Origin of the sequence: Cobetia sp. LC6 (genome assembly GCF_030264805.1) — a bacterium.
Classification (GTDB): domain Bacteria; phylum Pseudomonadota; class Gammaproteobacteria; order Pseudomonadales; family Halomonadaceae; genus Cobetia.
The window spans coordinates 1-16,007 of sequence record NZ_JASSPL010000004.1 but is presented as its reverse complement, the minus strand read 5'-3'; the positions used below and the strand labels follow the sequence as shown (position 1 = coordinate 16,007).

Here is a 16,007-nt window from a genome sequence, read left to right as displayed (position 1 = left end):
ATTCTAGAAATATCGAAATATGAACATTTGCCTCTCCTTTCAATGCACTCATACAGGATGACCTCCATGGAACATGATGCCGCTGCCGCCAGCCTTGCCGAACTGGGCAATCCCCATCGTCTGGCTATCTTCCGCTTTCTGGTCAAGGCCGGTTTCGAGGGAGCCTCGGTGGGCAATATCCAGAATGCACTGGAAATCCCGGGCTCCACACTCTCGCATCACCTCAGCCGCATGGCCTCTGTCGGCCTGATCACCCAGAAGAAACAGGGACGCAGCATCATCTGTGTGCCGCAGTATGGGCACCTGCAGGCGGTGATCGAATTTCTGTGCAACGAATGCTGCATCGGGCTGGAAGAAGAGGTCGTGCCTGCGCCGGGTGCTGAGCAAGAGTGCTGAGCAATAGCGCTGATCTGAAACGATGCCACCGCCTCGGGCGTCGCAAGACGCCTGTCAGCGATTTTGCTACCCTGCGCTGCCGAGCAGTTTGATCAATCGAGACCCTTGAATGCCAAAAGCGCCTGACGACTTCTTCATCCCTTCCCTGCGCACCTGGCTCGTCGGGCTTGGCCTGACCATGACGACGTTGGCTGCCTCGCCGGCGCTCGCTGCACAGGACATGGATTACGACCAGCCAGAAGCCTTCGCCACCCTGAAGAAGGCAGTCAGCTATTTCGATGAAATGGACACCTTGCCGGAAGAGGCATGGATCAGCCGCGATCAAGCGTCTGCGCGCAACGATATGGACGAGATGATCGAGGAAGCCATGCAGGCCCTCGACGTGCCAGAACTCTCGACACTGCGCAGCACCTATCGCCAAGTCGAAGACAAGATTCGCGAATCGCGCAGCGAGATTTCCGAGCTCAAGGAAAAGCGCATCCTCGCGCCGGACACCGATGTCTCGACGCTGACGCGCCTCACGCCCACCGATACCCTGCGCGAATTTACCGCCAGCACGCGCGGCGATTATGATCTGCTGATCGCCGCGCATGAGAAGAACATCGCCGCCTATCAGGGTGAGCTGACCACGCTGGAAGGCAAGCTGGCCGCGCGACTTGAGGAGATCGGCATCACCCTGACGCCGGACCAGGTCCAGGTGTGGCTTTCCTCGGTGGTCGGCGATGATGTGCTGACCATGAGTGTCGTGTTCGCCAGCATCAAGTCGGTGGCCCAGCAGCTCGCCGAGTTGACCCGCGACAGCGGTGAGAACCTCGACTACGCGCGCCGTTATTACGGCATGGTGGTCATGCTTCACCGCATGATCGTGACCATGCAGCAGGGCTTCATCACGCGCGTGAATGATGAGGTATTACCGCAACTGCAAGGCTTCGCCGATGAAGCCGAGGCCACCACGCGCGAAGCCCGCATGCTGATCAAGCAAGGCGGATCACGTGAGAGTCTGGAGAACAACATCCGCGCCAATGCGCTGACGCTCAAGACGATCAACCTGTATCGCTCTCTGGTGACCGAGCAGCGCGACCGCGTCACGACCTCTCTGACCAAGAGTCAGCGCGAGCTTGCGGTGGCAACCAATACCTATCGCACCGTCAAGCTCAGCGCCCACGTCGCCGATTTGATCCGCCAGGGCGTCAAGACCTTCGACACCCTCGCCGGCCTGCAGGTACCAGTAACCACCAGCTTCGAGAACAGCGCCATGCGCGAGGAATTCCGCAAGCTGACCGAGCGCATGCAGCAGGCGAAATAACACACGCGATCAGCGTCGATACCCCGCCTTCGCCCTGCCGGCGAAGGCGTTTTCATTTCTGGCGTCGGATATCACGCATCGCCAGGATGCTCTCGAGGGTGCGCCGTAGGCGCGCCACCTCGTTGACAAGGCTATCTCCCGCCAGCATCCCCACCCCGAGCACCAGGCCACGACGAGAATCATTGGCACTACACACCGGACTCAACGGCCGCACGATCAGATGCTCTTTCATCAGCAGCTGTGCGACACGTTGATCATCAATGTCAGACTCCAGCTGCACGCACAGGCTGATCCCCCGTGATGGTGGCGAAACACTGACCACTCCCTTCACCTGACACAACTGGTCGTGCACCACCTGTTGACGACCCAGATAATCGCGCTGGATACGCTGATACCAGGCATCGAGATCACCATCGGAGATGAACTGGGCCAATACCGCCTGATCCAGCATACGTCCCTCGCGGAATACCTCACTGCGCAGCCGATTCATCGGCCCTGCCAGCGCACGCGGTACCACCAGATAGCCCAGCCGCAAGCCCGGAAACATCAGTTTCGAGAACGAGCCGACCAGCAGGCGGTTGCTGGAGTCTGGATCAAACAGCAACTCATGATGGTCATCACCGCTGAACTCGTAATCGTCTTCCAGGATATAGGCCGGCTGACAGGCATCACACAACGCCTGCTTGTCAGCACGCGATGTGGGGACGCTCAGGGGGTAGTGGTGGGAACCAGTGAAGTACGCCATCTGAACCGAACTTTCGGGCAACCGAGTCATGTCGTGTCCTTCACCGGGCACCCAGGCCAGACGACGCGTCTTGAGCCCAGCAGCCAGAAAGACATTGCGCGCTCCCCAGTAACAGGGGGATTCCATCACGACCCGCTGCCCTTCATCCGCCAGCGCCAGGGCGCAGAGCTCAATACCGTGGTGAGTGCCCTCGGTAATGATGATCTGCTGGGTATCACAATCGATATTGCGCCAACGCCGCAGGAAATCGCGAATCTCACGCTTGAGCGGGCCATAGCCGCCGCTGGAGTAGGACAGCAGCAGCGCGTTGTGCGGCACGGTCACACTTGCATACAGCTGACGCCACTTGCGCATCGGAAACCGTGCGATGTCCGGAATCCCCGGCACGAAGGCACCACTCTGGATCAGGCTCGCCCCTTGCCCGCCCAGCACCTTGAGGGCCCGACCAGACAATGGCAGCGGCGCGGGGGACGCCTCGGGCGTGGTGCTGGTCTTGCTTGCATGCGGGCGACGTGTCCAGGTGCCCTGGCCCTGGCCGGTATGCAGATAGCCTTCCCCGATCAGGGACTTGATAGCCAGTGACAAGGTATTGCGTGCAACACCCAGCGTCTCGCACAGCTTGCGGTGCGGCGGCAGGCGAGCCCCCAGCGGCCATTGCTCACGAATCACCTCGAGCAACGCCTGCTCCAGACGTACCTGCTTGCCCAGCGTCTCGGACTGGCGGCGGTAACATTCGATCAGCGGCTCCAGCGCGGCCAGTTCCATCCCGGTCTCCCGTTGTCTTTGTCGGTATGGTGTCACGCAGCTCCTCGAGGTTGTCCCACCCCCGTCAGCCACACGCTTCAGGAGCGGCGCGCAACGCCCATTCAGCTCTAATTATCCGCAGCCCCAGCTGATTGGTCCAGTCAAACGCGCAATTGGTCTATTCGCCTGAACAGTGGGCGCTGATAGCGTGTTCCTCAGGCGCTGCCTACTGACTGATGCTCACAGCCTACGATGGCTGGATCGCTCCTGCGATGTCGACAGGAGCGAATTTTTCACAAGCCTCAGCCAGCAACAGGACTGACTTTGCACCTGCTGACCCGCCAGCACCTTTGGCAGAGGGCAGCAGACGCGCACGAAAGACATCTTCAGGTCCGGCACCGCCATATAACAAATTCCAAGATCGACTCGGACGCATCCCCCATGACCCAAACAACTCCCCCTGCAGAACAACTTGTCAGAGTCCTCGCCCGCGGCGACGTTCTGGCCCTTGCCTTCGGTGCCATGGTCGGCTGGGGCTGGATCGTCCTGACCGGCGGCATGATTCAGGATGCCGGAAGCATCGGTGCCATCATCGGCGGCATTGCCGTCGTGCTGATCGGCCTGACCTATGCCGAACTGGCCGCCGCCATGCCCAAGGTGGGTGGCGAACACGTCTACAGCTACCGTGCCATGGGGCATTTCTCGTCCTTCCTGTGCACCTGGACCATCATTCTCGGCTACCTGAGCGTGGTGTCCTTCGAAGCGGTGGCATTGCCCACGGTCATCGAGAACCTCGCGCCCGGCTATGCCGTCGGCCACATGTGGACCATCGCCGGCTGGGACGTCAAGGCCACCTGGGTCGCCGTCGGGGTCGGTGGTTCACTGGCCATGATGGCCATCAACTACGTCGGCATCACCACCGCGGCGCTGCTGCAGAAGGTCGTGACCGGGGTGATCCTGATCGCCGGTGTCCTCTTCGTGACCGGCGCCCTGTTCGAGGGGGATGCCGCCAACATGACGCCGCTGTTCACCCAGTCTGAGGGTGGCGTGACGGCCGGCATCATCGCGGTACTGGTGCTAGTGCCCTTCCTGTTCGTGGGCTTCGATGTCATCCCCCAGGCCGCCGAGGAGATCAATCTGCCCTACAACGCCATCGGCAAGGTGCTGATGATGTCCGTGGTACTGGCAGTGGTGTGGTATGCCCTGATCATCCTGGCCACCAGCCTGGCACTGGATCACGATGCTCTCGTCGCCAGCTCCCTGAGCGTGCCGGACGCCATGCAGGCACTGTTCAACACGCCATGGGCCAGCAAGCTGATGATCCTGGCAGGTATCGCCGGCATCATCACCAGCTGGAACGCCTTCTACATCGGTGGCTCGCGCGCCATCTACGCCCTGGCGCATGCCGGCATGCTGCCGGCCGCCCTCGGCAAACTGCACCCGAAACACAAGACGCCCACCAATGCCGTACTGCTGATCGGTCTGCTGTCCTGCATCGCGCCCTTCTTCGGTCGCCCGGCACTGGTGTGGATCGTCGATGCCGGCGGACTGGGTATCGTCATCGCCTACCTGTTCGTCGCGATCTCGTTCCTGATCCTGCGCATCCGCGAGCCTGACATGCCGCGTCCGTTCCGTGTCCGCCACGGCAAGCTGTGCGGTGTGCTGGCCATCCTGCTGTCCTTCGGCATGGCCTGCCTGTATCTGCCGGGTAGCCCTTCCGCGCTGACCGGTACCGAATGGCTGATCTTCGGCGCCTGGATGGCTCTGGGCCTGGTGATGTACGCCATCGCCCTCAAGCAATTCGGCCGTGAATACAGCGACCGTGTCATGGCCCCGGCTTTCACGGCGCAGTAAACACGCAATACCTATACCGCTGGGCAGTCTGTTCCGCCTGCCCAGCCATATCGACTCAGTGATATTCGAGCCGACTCGAGAGCAGCTGAAGCCTCTTGCGACAAGCTGCTCACTCCATGAATGACCTGCACGCCAGAACGCCAGAGGAGCTTCACATGTCCCGTTCCGCCCTCCCGATCAGCGACTTCCTGAAGCGCTACGTCAACTCGGAAACCAGCAGCGACGTCTTCGTCCCGGCGCTCATCGGTACCGAGCACCGCGAGACCGGCACCACCTTCAACGTGACCAATCCGGCCACCGGCGAGCAGCTGGCCCGTGTCGCCGAGGTCAGCGCCGATGACACCCGTGACGCCGTCGCCGCGGCCGAGGCCGCCGGCAACGCCTGGAAGAAGGTGCCGGTTAAGGAGCGATCCGCACTGCTGCGTCGCTGGTTCGATCTGGTGCTGGCGCATCGTGAGGATCTCGCCCAGCTGATGACGCTGGAACAAGGCAAGCCGATGGTGGAGTCGCGTGGCGAGGTGACCTATGGCGCCTCCTTCATCGAATTCTTCGCCGAAGAAGCCAAGCGCATGGCCGGAGAGACCCTGCCGTCCCACGGTGCCGACAAGCGTCTGATGGTACTGCGCGAGCCGATCGGCGTAGTGGCCGCGATCACGCCGTGGAACTTCCCGCTGGCGATGATCACCCGCAAGTGCGCCCCGGCGATCGCCGCAGGTTGTGCCGTGGTCATCAAACCGGCTGAAGCCACGCCGCTGACCGCATTGGCACTGGCGGACCTGGCACTGGAAGCCGGCCTGCCGAAGGGGCTGATCAGTGTCGTCACCGCCATGAAGCCGATCGCCATCGGCGAAGTGCTGACCACCGATCCGCGCATCCGCAAGGTGTCCTTCACCGGCTCCACGCCGGTGGGCAAGACGTTGATGGCGCAGTGTGCCTCCACCGTCAAGAAGACCGCGATGGAGCTGGGCGGCAATGCGCCCTTCATCGTCTTCGATGATGCCGATCTGGATGCGGCCGTCGATGGCGCCATCGCCTCCAAGTTCCGCAATGCCGGCCAGACCTGCGTGTGCACCAACCGCTTCCTCGTCCAGGACGGTGTCTACGACGCCTTCGTCGAGAAGCTCGCGGCACGTGTTGAAAGCATGCAGGTCGGTGATGGTCTGGTCGAAGGCAACACCATCGGCCCGCTGATCAATGATGCGGCGGTCAGCAAGGTGCAGAGCCACGTCGATGATGCCGTCAGCAAGGGCGCGCGCCTGGTCACCGGCGGCAAGAAGCACGCTCTCGGTCACAGCTTCTTCGAGCCGACCGTACTGGCCGATGTCACCACGGAAATGGTCGTCGCGGCTGAAGAAACCTTCGGCCCGCTGGCGCCGGTGTTCCGCTTTGGCAAGGACGAGGAAGCCATCGCGATGGCCAACGACACCCCGTTCGGGCTGGCCGCGTATTTCTACGCCAACGATTACCGCCGCATCTGGCACACGCTGGAAGCGCTGGAATACGGCATGGTCGGCGTCAATGAAGGCCTGATCTCGACAGAACTCGCGCCCTTCGGTGGCATCAAGGAGTCCGGTCTGGGTCGTGAAGGGTCTCACCACGGCCTGGAAGAGTTCACCGAGCTGAAGTACGTCTGCATCGGCGGCCTCTGATCCTGCGAGGGCGCCTCGCGACGACGCATCGCGCCGATGCCTCGAGAGGACGTCCCACAACGGTATCCCACCACGTTTACTGCACATCGGTGGCATGGCCCGTGCCATGCCACCGGCAACAAGAAAAGGAACCTGACATGAGCCACTCTCAGCTGAGCAACGAACAACTCGACATCCTCAAGCACAAGTACGTCGCCAAGGGTGCCGTCACTGCCACACCGCAGTTCGCCGACACCGCGCTGAACGCCGAGATCTGGGATGCGGACGGCAACCGCTGGATCGACTTCGCCGGTGGTATCGGCGTGCTCAACCTGGGTCACCGCCACCCCAAGGTCGTCGCCGCCGTCAAGGCACAGCTCGACAAGGTCATGCACACCGCCGCGGGCGTCATCTCCTACGCGCCGTATGTGCAACTGAGCCAGAAGCTGGCTGAGCTGACGCCGGTACGTGGCCCGGAACGCAAGACCCTGCTGGTCAACTCCGGCGCGGAAGCGGTCGAGAACGCCATCAAGATCGCACGTGCCGCCACCGGACGCAGCGGCGTCATCACCTTCGACGGCGCCTTCCACGGCCGCACCATGATGACCCTGGCGATGACCGGCAAGGTGCTGCCGTACAAGAACGACTTCGGTCCGATGCCGGGTGATATCTTCCGTGCGCCCTACCCGAACCCGATTCACGGCATCAGCGAAGAGCAGTCCCTGAACGCCATCCGTACCCTGTTCAAGACTGACATCGCACCGCACCGCACCGCCGCCATCGTCATCGAGCCGGTGCAGGGCGAAGGCGGCTTCTACATCGCCTCGCCGAGCTTCCTGACCGCCCTGCGTGAGCTGTGTGACGAGCACGGCATCCTGCTGATCGCCGATGAAGTGCAGTCCGGCTTCGCGCGTACCGGCAAGCTGTTCGCGATGGAGCACAGCGGCGTCGAAGCCGACATCATGACCATGGCCAAGAGTCTGGCCAACGGCATGCCGCTGTCGGCCGTCGTCGGTACCGCCGAGGTGATGGATTCCTCCGGGCCGGGCTCGCTGGGCGGCACCTACAGCGGCAACCCGCTGTCCTGCGCTGCGGCCCTGGCCGTCATCGACGTCATCCGCGAGGAGAACATCCTGGAGCGCAGCACCCAGATGGGCGAACAACTGGCCGCGCGTTTCGCCCAGTGGGAAGAACGCTTCGCGCATGTCGCGCACTCACGCAATCAGGGTTCCATGGCGGCCTTCGAGCTGGTGGATGCCGATGGCAAGCCGGACCCCGCCGCGACGGCGGCGGTGTGTGCCAAGGCCAAGGAGCTGGGACTGATCCTGCTGTCCTGTGGCTTCTACTCCAACTCCATCCGCGTGCTGGTGCCGTTGACGGTCGAGCCGGAAGTGCTGGAAGAAGGTCTCGACATCGTCGAGAAAGCGCTGGAAAGCCTCGCCTGATCCACGCCCGTCCTGAGACAGACAAGCCAAGCAACGGCCACCTTCGGGTGGCCGTTGTCGTTTCCAGCGCAGCTCGCTGTGTTGGATGAACCCCCTGAGACAGGAAATGCATCGCAGCTGATTGCCCATCTAACCATATAGCCAATCAACCCAAGCAGCCTTTTGTGGTAACTAATTGATTAAATTATGATATTCGCTGCATTTCTGCGTCTTCCCGACCGATTATCGCCATGCCACACGCCATCATGAATGACGGTTGCCAGAGAGAGACCTTTCTCATCGGCAGCCCCTCGAGTGACCCCGACCATGACTGACAGCAACGCCCACGACTTCAAACGCAGCATGCAGCAGCGCCACCTGGTGATGTTGTCCCTCGGCGGTGTCATCGGCACCGGCCTGTTTCTCAGCTCCGGCTATACCATTCAACAGGCGGGCCCGGCGGGGGCAGTACTGGCCTACCTGATCGGCGGACTGGTGGTCTTTCTGGTAATGATGTGTCTCGGCGAACTGGCCGTGCATCATCCGGAACCCGGCGCCTTCAGCGCCCACGCCACCCGGTATCTGGGCCCTGCCACCGGCTATACCGTGGCCTGGCTCTACTGGCTGACCTGGGCGGTGGCGCTGGGGTCGGAATTCACCGCCTCCGCCGTATTCATGGGGCGCTGGTTCCCCGGCGTCGAACCGTGGATCTGGTGCGCCATCTTCTCGCTGATCGTGTTCGGCATGAACATCGTCTCGGCACGCTTCTTCGCCGAATCCGAATTCTGGCTGTCGCTGGTCAAGGTCGCCGCGGTGATCGTGTTCATCGCGGTGGGCGCCGCCGCCATGTTCGGCTTCACGCCCCTGGCGGGTAACGTCGAGGCGCCGGGCGTCACGCGTATCCTGCAGGAAGGCGTATTCGATCACGGCGTGATGCCGATCCTGATGACGCTGCTGGCCGTCAGCTTCGCCTTTTCTGGCACCGAGCTGATCGGCATTGCCGCCGGCGAAAGCAAGAATCCCGAGAAGAACGTGCCGCTGGCGATTCGCGCGACCCTGTGGCGGCTGATCATCTTCTTCATCGGTACCATCATCATCATCGCCGCCCTGTTGCCGCAGGACAGCGCCGGCCTCAAGGAAAGCCCCTTCGTGGCGGTCTTCCAGCTCACCGGTATTCCCTACGCAGCGGATATCATGAACTTCGTGATCATCACCGCGCTGCTATCAGCGGCCAATTCCGGCCTCTACGCCGCCTCGCGCATGCTGTGGACCCTGGCGGACCAGAAGACGCTGCCGCGTGTGTTCAGTCGCGTCAATCAGCGCGGCATTCCGGTGCCCGCCCTGTTGATCACCATGCTCGGTGGCCTGCTGTCACTGCTCTCCAGCGTGTATGCCGAGGACACCCTCTATCTGGCGCTGGTGTCGATTTCCGGGCTGGCCGTGGTGCTGGTGTGGATGGCGATCGCCGCCAGTCAGTTCAGCTTCCGCCGCCAGTGGCTGAAGGCCGGCCATAGTGCCAGCGAGCTGACCTACCGCGCGCCGCTGTATCCCGTCGTACCGATTGCCGCCTTCCTGTTCTGCGCGCTGGCCTGCATCGGCATCGCCTTCGACCCCAACCAGCGCATCGCGCTCTACTTCGGCGTGCCCTTCGTGGCGCTGTGCTATCTGGTGCACTATCTGACCCATCGCACGTCTGCTGACGACGCGAATTCCCCGACTACACAGGAGGCCCTCGATGCCCGCTGATGCCACCCGCAATCCGCTGAGCGCCATCACCGCGCGCCAACCCTTCATGATCGTCGATGGCGCCCTGGCTACCGAACTTGAGCGCGCCGGGTTCGATCTCAATGACTCGCTGTGGTCGGCCAGAGTGCTGGCCGATGAGCCGCAGGCGATCGTCGATGTCCACCGCGCCTACTTCGAGGCCGGTGCCGATGTCGCCACCACCGCCAGCTACCAGGCAACGCTCGAGGGCCTGATGGCGCGCAGCCTGAGCGAGACCCAGGCCAGCGCGCTGATCCAGCGCTCCGTGACCCTGGCCGCCCAGGCCCGCAGCGAGTACCTGGCCGCGCACCCCGAGCGTCTGGACTGCCCGCCGCTGGTCGCGGCCTCCGTCGGCCCCTATGGCGCATATCTCGCCGATGGCAGCGAATACCGTGGCGGCTACGCGCTGGACCGCGCCGGCCTGCGCGACTTCCACCGTGCCCGTCTCGCCACGCTGCTCGATGCCAAGCCCGACATTCTCGCCGTGGAGACGCTGCCGTGTGCCGAGGAAGCACTGGCCGTGTGTGATCTGCTGCGCGATGACTTCCCCACGGCGCGTGCCTGGATCGCCTTCAGCGCGCGCAATGCCACCGAATTGAGCGACGGCACGCCGATCCGTGACGCCGTGCGCGCCATCGCCGACTGCGAGCAGGTGGTCGCCATCGGCGTCAACTGCACCGCGCTTGAGCACATCGAATCGCTGGTGCGTGAGATTCGTGGCGAGACCGACAAGGACATCGTCATCTACCCGAACTCCGGCGAGGTCTATGACCCGGTTACCAAGACCTGGTCTGCCGCCTGTGCCGTCTCAGATGCCGAGGGTCACAGCCTTGACCACGGCTATGAACACGATCATGACCTCGCCGGCTGGACACCGCGCTGGCTGGCCGCCGGCGCCACGGCCATCGGTGGCTGCTGCCGCACCGGCCCGGACGACATTCGCGCCCTGGCGGACCTGCGCAAGGCGCTGAGTTGATTGAGGCACGGGGCTAGTACGAACGCTGAGTACGCCGCAGTGAATACGCAGCACTGAGCTCCAAGTACTGAACTCGAAGTGTTGAACTCCAAGCACTGAACACGAACGCCCTGTCCGGTCATGTCGCATGATCGGTCAGGGCGTTTTCGGTAGCGTCCCGCGCCCCAAATCGCTAGGATGGCAGGACACTGATGAGCGATTGCTCAAAATCATTTCGACGTGCTCTCACAGCGCCCTTCACGCTGTATTGAAGAGCGCATGAGAGATCAGCAGGAGAACCCCATGTCACAGCTCGATATCCAGGTCGCCTACGATGTGGTCTGCCCCTGGTGCTGGATCGGCAAGCGCCATCTTGATGACGCCATCGCGCAACTCGACTTCAAGGATGAGGTGCGCGTCAGCTACCTGCCCTTCCAGCTCAATCCGTGGGTGCCACGTGAAGGCATGGCGCGCGCCGACTATCGCGCGCAGAAGTTCGGCAGTGTCGAGCGTGGCGCGGAGCTGGATGCGCAGGTGGCACAGTCCGGCGCGCAGAGCGGCGTCACCTTCCGTCATGCCCTGATGAAGCGCACGCCCAACTCCACGGACGCCCAGCGCATCGTCTGGCGCCAGCAATCCACGGGCCTGGCGGAGCGCCCGTTGCTGGAAGCGCTGTTCAGCGCCTACTTCCACGATGGCAAGGACGTGGGCGACCGCCAGGTGCTGGCAGAGATCGCAAGCCAGCACGATGAGAATCTGAGCGTCGAACAGGCGCTGGCCTTCCTCGAATCCGGCGCGGGCGAGCAGGAAGTCGTCGCCCAGCAGGAAGCGCTGCGCAACGCCGGTATCCAGTCGGTGCCCAGTACCATCGTCGGCCAGTACTACGTGCCCGGCGCACAGCCGGTGGAAGTGCTGGTGCAGATGCTCAACGAGGCACGCGCCCAGCAGACGGATTGATCTGCCTCGCACTGACGCCAAGCGCTGTCACCAAGCGCGAATGCCATGCACGGACAGACGACACGCCCTTCGCAAGGATGGCGTGTCGTTTTGCGTTCAGGCATAAAGGAAAGGCTCATAGAGGCAAATCACGACAACAAGACGACTCACGACAAGGATTGCTGCATGCCGCGCCCCATCATTCTCGATTGTGATCCCGGCCACGACGATGCCATCTCGCTGATTCTGGCCCTGAGTTCAGACGCGCTCGACGTGCTGGCCGTCACCACCAGCGCCGGCAATCAGACCCCCGACAAGACCCTCAACAACGCGCTGCGCGTGCTCACCCTGCTGGGGCGGCATGACATTCCGGTCGCCGGTGGTGCGCCCAAGCCGCTGGCGCGTGAGCTGATCATCGCCGACAACGTGCATGGCGAAAGTGGCCTGGATGGCCCCGAAATGCCAGACCCCGCCTTCGCCCCCGTCACCCAGAGCGCCATCGAGCTGATGGCCGAGAAGGTCCGCACCTGTGAGCAGAAGGTCACGCTGGTGCCTTCTGGCCCGCTGACCAACATCGCGCTGTTTCTCGCTGCCTACCCTGAGCTGCACTCGCGTATCGACAGCATCGTGTTGATGGGCGGCGCGGCAGGGGTCGGCAACTGGACCCCCACCGCCGAGTTCAACATCTTCGTCGACCCCGAAGCCGCCGACATGGTGTTCAAGTCCGGCCTGCCCATCGTGATGTGCGGCCTGGATGTGACCCACCAGGCGCAGATCATGGATGAGGATATCGAGCGCATCCGCGCCATCGACAATCCCGTCGCCCAGTGTGTCGCCGAGCTGCTCGACTTCTTCATGATCTACCATCGCGATCCGAAGTGGGGCTTCAACGGCGCGCCGTTGCATGATCCCTGCACCATCGCCTGGCTGCTGGCGCCTGAGCTGTTCACCACGGTGGAGTGCTGGGTCGGCGTCGAGACACAGGGCGAGTACACGCAGGGCATGACGGTGGTGGACCGTTACCAGCTCACCGGCAAGCCACACAACGCCAGGGTGCTGTTCGAGATCGACCGCCAGGGCTTCGTTGACCTGATCGCGCAACAGCTCAAGCGCTATCAATGACTACCGATGACTATCGATGACGACCGCTGATCGCCACGCCAGCGCCACTGCGCCACAAGAGCACGACCACGGCCACGACCACGACTACCTGATCGTGGGCTCGGGCTTTGGCGGCTCGGTGTGCGCGCATCGCCTGACCGAGAAAGGCTATCGCGTGGCGGTCATGGAACAGGGCAAGCGCTGGACGCCGGACAACATGCCCCGCTCCAACTGGCGTCTTCGCCGCTGGCTGTGGCGACCGATGCTGGGGCTGCGCGGCTTCTTCACCATGAGCTTCTTCCGCCATGTCATCGTGCTGCACGGCAACGCGGTGGGTGGCGGCTCCATCACCTATGCGCAGACACTGCTGGTGCCGCCTGCAAGGATCTGGGACAACGGCCAATGGGCAGGACTCAATGACTGGCATGCGGTGATGCCAGAGCACTACGCCACGGCGCAGCGGATGCTCGGCGTGACGACCAACCGGATCATCGCGCCGGCGGATGACGCCCTGAAACGCATGGCGGAAGTCGCCGGCTGCGAAGACACCTGGTACCCCACCGAGGTCGGCATCTTCTTCGGCCCCGAGGGCGAAAGCGGCACGCCTGCCGCCGGTAGCACCCATCCAGACCCCTATTTCGCTGGCGAAGGGCCTGAACGAAAAAGCTGTATCGGCTGTGGCGGCTGCATGATGGGCTGCCGTCATGGCGCCAAGAACACACTCGACAGAAACTATCTCTATCTGGCCGAGAAGCACGGCGCCAAGGTGCACGCCGAGACCAAGGTGATCGATGTCGTACCGCTCAATGGCAAGGCGGATGGTGCCGATGGCTATGTGGTAACGACGGTGCCCTCCACCTTCGCCGGGCTCTATCTTGGGCTGGGACAGCGCCGTGTCACCTGTCAGTCCATCGTCTTCGCAGGCTCGTCGCTCGGCACCCAGGAGTTGCTGTTCCACCTCAGGGACAAGGGCTCATTGCCGAACCTCTCGGACGCGCTGGGCAAGCGGGTGCGCACCAATGCGGAGTCCTTGATCAGCTGCCGCATGCCGGGAAGTCGCGATGACATGTCCAAGGGCATCGCCATCGGCTCCGGCATCCATATCGATGAGCACACCCATATCGAAGCCACGCGCTATCCCGCGGGCTCCGATTTCATGGGGCTGCTCTTCACCGCGATGGCTAGGGGCAAGCCCGGCTGGACACGCCCTTTTTCCTGGCTGAGCGCGATGGCGAAGCTCTTCCTCGCCAATCCACTGCGCGCGCTGAGATTCCAGCTGCCGTGGGGCTTCGCGAAGGAGACCATCATCTTTCTGTGCATGCAGACGGCGGAGGGCCACCTCGACATGACGCTCAAACGCCTGTGGTACTGGCCATTTCGCAAGGCGTTGGTCACCGAGGGCAAGCGCATTCCCACCTTCATCCCCGAGGCGAATGACTTCGTCACGCGTGGCGCCAAGGCCATCGGCGCCATCCCCGGCAGCAGCATCCCCGAGATACTCTTCAACATCCCCACCACGGCGCACTGCATGGGCGGCGCGGCCATGGCGGCCTCCCCCGAGGACGGCGTCTGCGATGGGCAAAACCGGGTCTTTCATTACCGCAACATGCTGATCTGCGACAGCTCGATGCTCGCCGCCAATCTGGGCGTCAATCCCAGCCTGACCATCACGGCACTGGCGGAACATGCGATGAGCCATATCCCGCGCAAGGGCTGATTTTCAGGGTGCGCAATGTGGGGAGCTGATGAGGGAGGTGCTGGGATAGAGAGTGCTGGTGTAGAGAGAAAGCGACGGCTGGTATGATTGCCCGCCAGCGCCTCAGGCCAGCAACTCAGGCCACGTGCCTACAACACGCGGGATCGATCAACACGGGAGCAACAGCAATGAAACGGGTGTCACTCTTCACCATGGCAAACTGCCCGCACTGCAAGACAGCCAAGCAGTATCTGGAGCAACAGAAGATCGGCTTCCGCCTGGTGGATGTCAGATCCCCCGCGGGCCAAAAGGAATTCGCCAAGACCGGCTTTCGCAGCGTGCCGGTCCTGAAGATCGGCGATCAGTACCTGAAGGGGTTCAGCGTCAAAGGCTTCAATCAGTTGTATAAGGGTTGAGTGAATAGTTTATAGCGGAAGAGCCCTCTCTACATACAAGTCAACAATCTGAATAATCGCCTCCTAAAAGGCGACACCAACTCATCTAACTATTAGTAAAAATTAAACTATAAAAAGAATATTTGAAATCAGAAACCCAATACTATTATATACTTTTTATTTTGACCTTGAGATTTGCAAATGCTCCTCTACCTTTATCTACTTCTCCTGAATGTGCATAAGTCTTCGACCATGCAGCAACCATGTCTAAGTACTCTTGCCTAGCCCTGAGTAATGTCTTTACCTCAAGATCATCAAACATGGCTTCAGTACCTAGAAATATACAGCTATCATCACGAAAAGGGTGAACTATTCCAAAAGAACTCCAAGATACTAACAAAGACCACATTCTTATTAAGACTGAAATATCCCTATCTATATCTTCCCATACAACTTTTGGAGTAGCTTCATTATGCGAAACAAATTTATTGCGGAACAACATAGCCTTAGACTTGTCGTTTGTAAACAACCCCGTCTTAACACTTAAGCATCCATTGATATAGTCAGTCTCTTGCTTTAAACAAGCTCCATCCTCTAGCATAATCGGGGAGATCAATTGCCATAGTTTTCGTAATGAATTGTCTCGAGAATCTTTACTTAACAATTTCCCAAAAATAGAAAACACACCGTAAATAGCTCCTAGATACCATTGTGCAAAGAAAGCACTTTCTTCAAAAGCATTTCTTTTAGTTTCTACTCTCTGCAAAGCATATATCATGGATCTCCACTCAATCATCTCAATTATCAATTCATCAATCCCCTGAGGGAGAAGACCATCAACATAGTCTTGATTAACACTTAACTCCTTAAATTTTTCGAGCTCCTCAGCCCACAGCTCTCTAGATTCTTCAGTACAAGCTTCATTGACCTTATCTCTACAGTCACTTATCACACCTTCAAGTTCCTTTTTATTCAGTAACCTGGCGGATGCAGGCTCTGAGTGCAACACCCTATTGAATTGAGGGTGGTGCTTCATTGTGCTTTGCCATCAGTTCATTCATCA

General features: G+C 61.1%; 13 protein-coding genes. 11 read left to right on the top strand and 2 right to left on the bottom strand.

The window, feature by feature from the left end; genetic code table 11:
* Positions 1-66 precede the first annotated feature (66 nt).
* The gene (locus QQF40_RS06530; RefSeq protein ID WP_285460754.1) at positions 67-396 is read left to right on the top strand and encodes an ArsR/SmtB family transcription factor; all 330 of its coding nucleotides are present in this window, start codon (positions 67-69) and stop codon (positions 394-396) included.
* A 109-nt stretch (positions 397-505) separates the two neighbouring features.
* The gene (locus tag QQF40_RS06525; protein ID WP_285460753.1) at positions 506-1,702 is read left to right on the top strand and encodes a hypothetical protein; all 1,197 of its coding nucleotides are present in this window, start codon (positions 506-508) and stop codon (positions 1,700-1,702) included.
* A gap of 52 nt (positions 1,703-1,754) precedes the next feature.
* Here QQF40_RS06525 and QQF40_RS06520 read toward each other — a convergent pair whose 3' ends face one another.
* A complete protein-coding gene (locus QQF40_RS06520; RefSeq protein ID WP_285460752.1) occupies positions 1,755-3,212 on the bottom strand; it encodes an aminotransferase-like domain-containing protein in 1,458 nt (485 codons plus the stop codon).
* 420 nt (positions 3,213-3,632) lie between these two features.
* On the opposite strand from QQF40_RS06520, the gene QQF40_RS06515 reads away from it, so the two are divergent.
* The 9 genes from QQF40_RS06515 to QQF40_RS06475 all read left to right on the top strand — a co-directional run bounded on the left by QQF40_RS06515 (position 3,633) and on the right by QQF40_RS06475 (position 14,965).
* On the top strand, positions 3,633-5,045 hold the full coding sequence (locus tag QQF40_RS06515) for an APC family permease (RefSeq protein ID WP_285460751.1): 1,413 nt from the start codon (positions 3,633-3,635) through the stop codon (positions 5,043-5,045).
* A 155-nt stretch (positions 5,046-5,200) separates the two neighbouring features.
* Positions 5,201-6,694, top strand: coding sequence for an NAD-dependent succinate-semialdehyde dehydrogenase (locus tag QQF40_RS06510; protein WP_285460750.1), 1,494 nt, complete (start codon positions 5,201-5,203; stop codon positions 6,692-6,694).
* Between the two features lie 137 nt (positions 6,695-6,831).
* Complete coding sequence (gene gabT, locus QQF40_RS06505) at positions 6,832-8,118, top strand: 4-aminobutyrate--2-oxoglutarate transaminase (RefSeq protein WP_502871420.1); 1,287 nt, start codon at positions 6,832-6,834, stop codon at positions 8,116-8,118.
* Between the two features lie 306 nt (positions 8,119-8,424).
* Positions 8,425-9,843: an amino acid permease gene (locus QQF40_RS06500; RefSeq protein WP_285460749.1), complete on the top strand. Its 1,419-nt coding sequence runs from the start codon at positions 8,425-8,427 to the stop codon at positions 9,841-9,843.
* Positions 9,833-10,837 (top strand): homocysteine S-methyltransferase, encoded by a 1,005-nt coding sequence (mmuM, locus tag QQF40_RS06495; RefSeq protein ID WP_285460748.1) that lies wholly within the window; start codon positions 9,833-9,835, stop codon positions 10,835-10,837. Before QQF40_RS06500 ends, mmuM begins: the two co-directional genes overlap by 11 nt.
* A gap of 282 nt (positions 10,838-11,119) precedes the next feature.
* Complete coding sequence (locus QQF40_RS06490; RefSeq protein WP_285460747.1) at positions 11,120-11,773, top strand: DsbA family oxidoreductase; 654 nt, start codon at positions 11,120-11,122, stop codon at positions 11,771-11,773.
* Positions 11,774-11,938: 165 nt separating this feature from the next.
* Positions 11,939-12,874 carry a pyrimidine-specific ribonucleoside hydrolase RihA gene (rihA, locus tag QQF40_RS06485; RefSeq protein WP_285460746.1) on the top strand — a complete coding sequence of 312 codons (936 nt, stop codon included), beginning with the start codon at positions 11,939-11,941 and terminating at the stop codon, positions 12,872-12,874.
* Positions 12,875-12,890: 16 nt separating this feature from the next.
* Entirely contained in the window at positions 12,891-14,570 is a 1,680-nt protein-coding gene (gene choxAB / locus QQF40_RS06480) for a cholesterol oxidase (RefSeq protein ID WP_285460745.1), read from the top strand.
* 83 nt (positions 14,571-14,653) lie between these two features.
* The gene (locus QQF40_RS06475; protein ID WP_217485814.1) at positions 14,654-14,965 is read left to right on the top strand and encodes a glutaredoxin family protein; all 312 of its coding nucleotides are present in this window, start codon (positions 14,654-14,656) and stop codon (positions 14,963-14,965) included.
* Between the two features lie 145 nt (positions 14,966-15,110).
* Here the strand turns inward: QQF40_RS06475 and QQF40_RS06470 are convergent, their stop codons facing one another.
* Complete coding sequence (locus QQF40_RS06470; RefSeq protein WP_285460744.1) at positions 15,111-15,980, bottom strand: hypothetical protein; 870 nt, start codon at positions 15,978-15,980, stop codon at positions 15,111-15,113.
* Positions 15,981-16,007 lie beyond the last annotated feature (27 nt).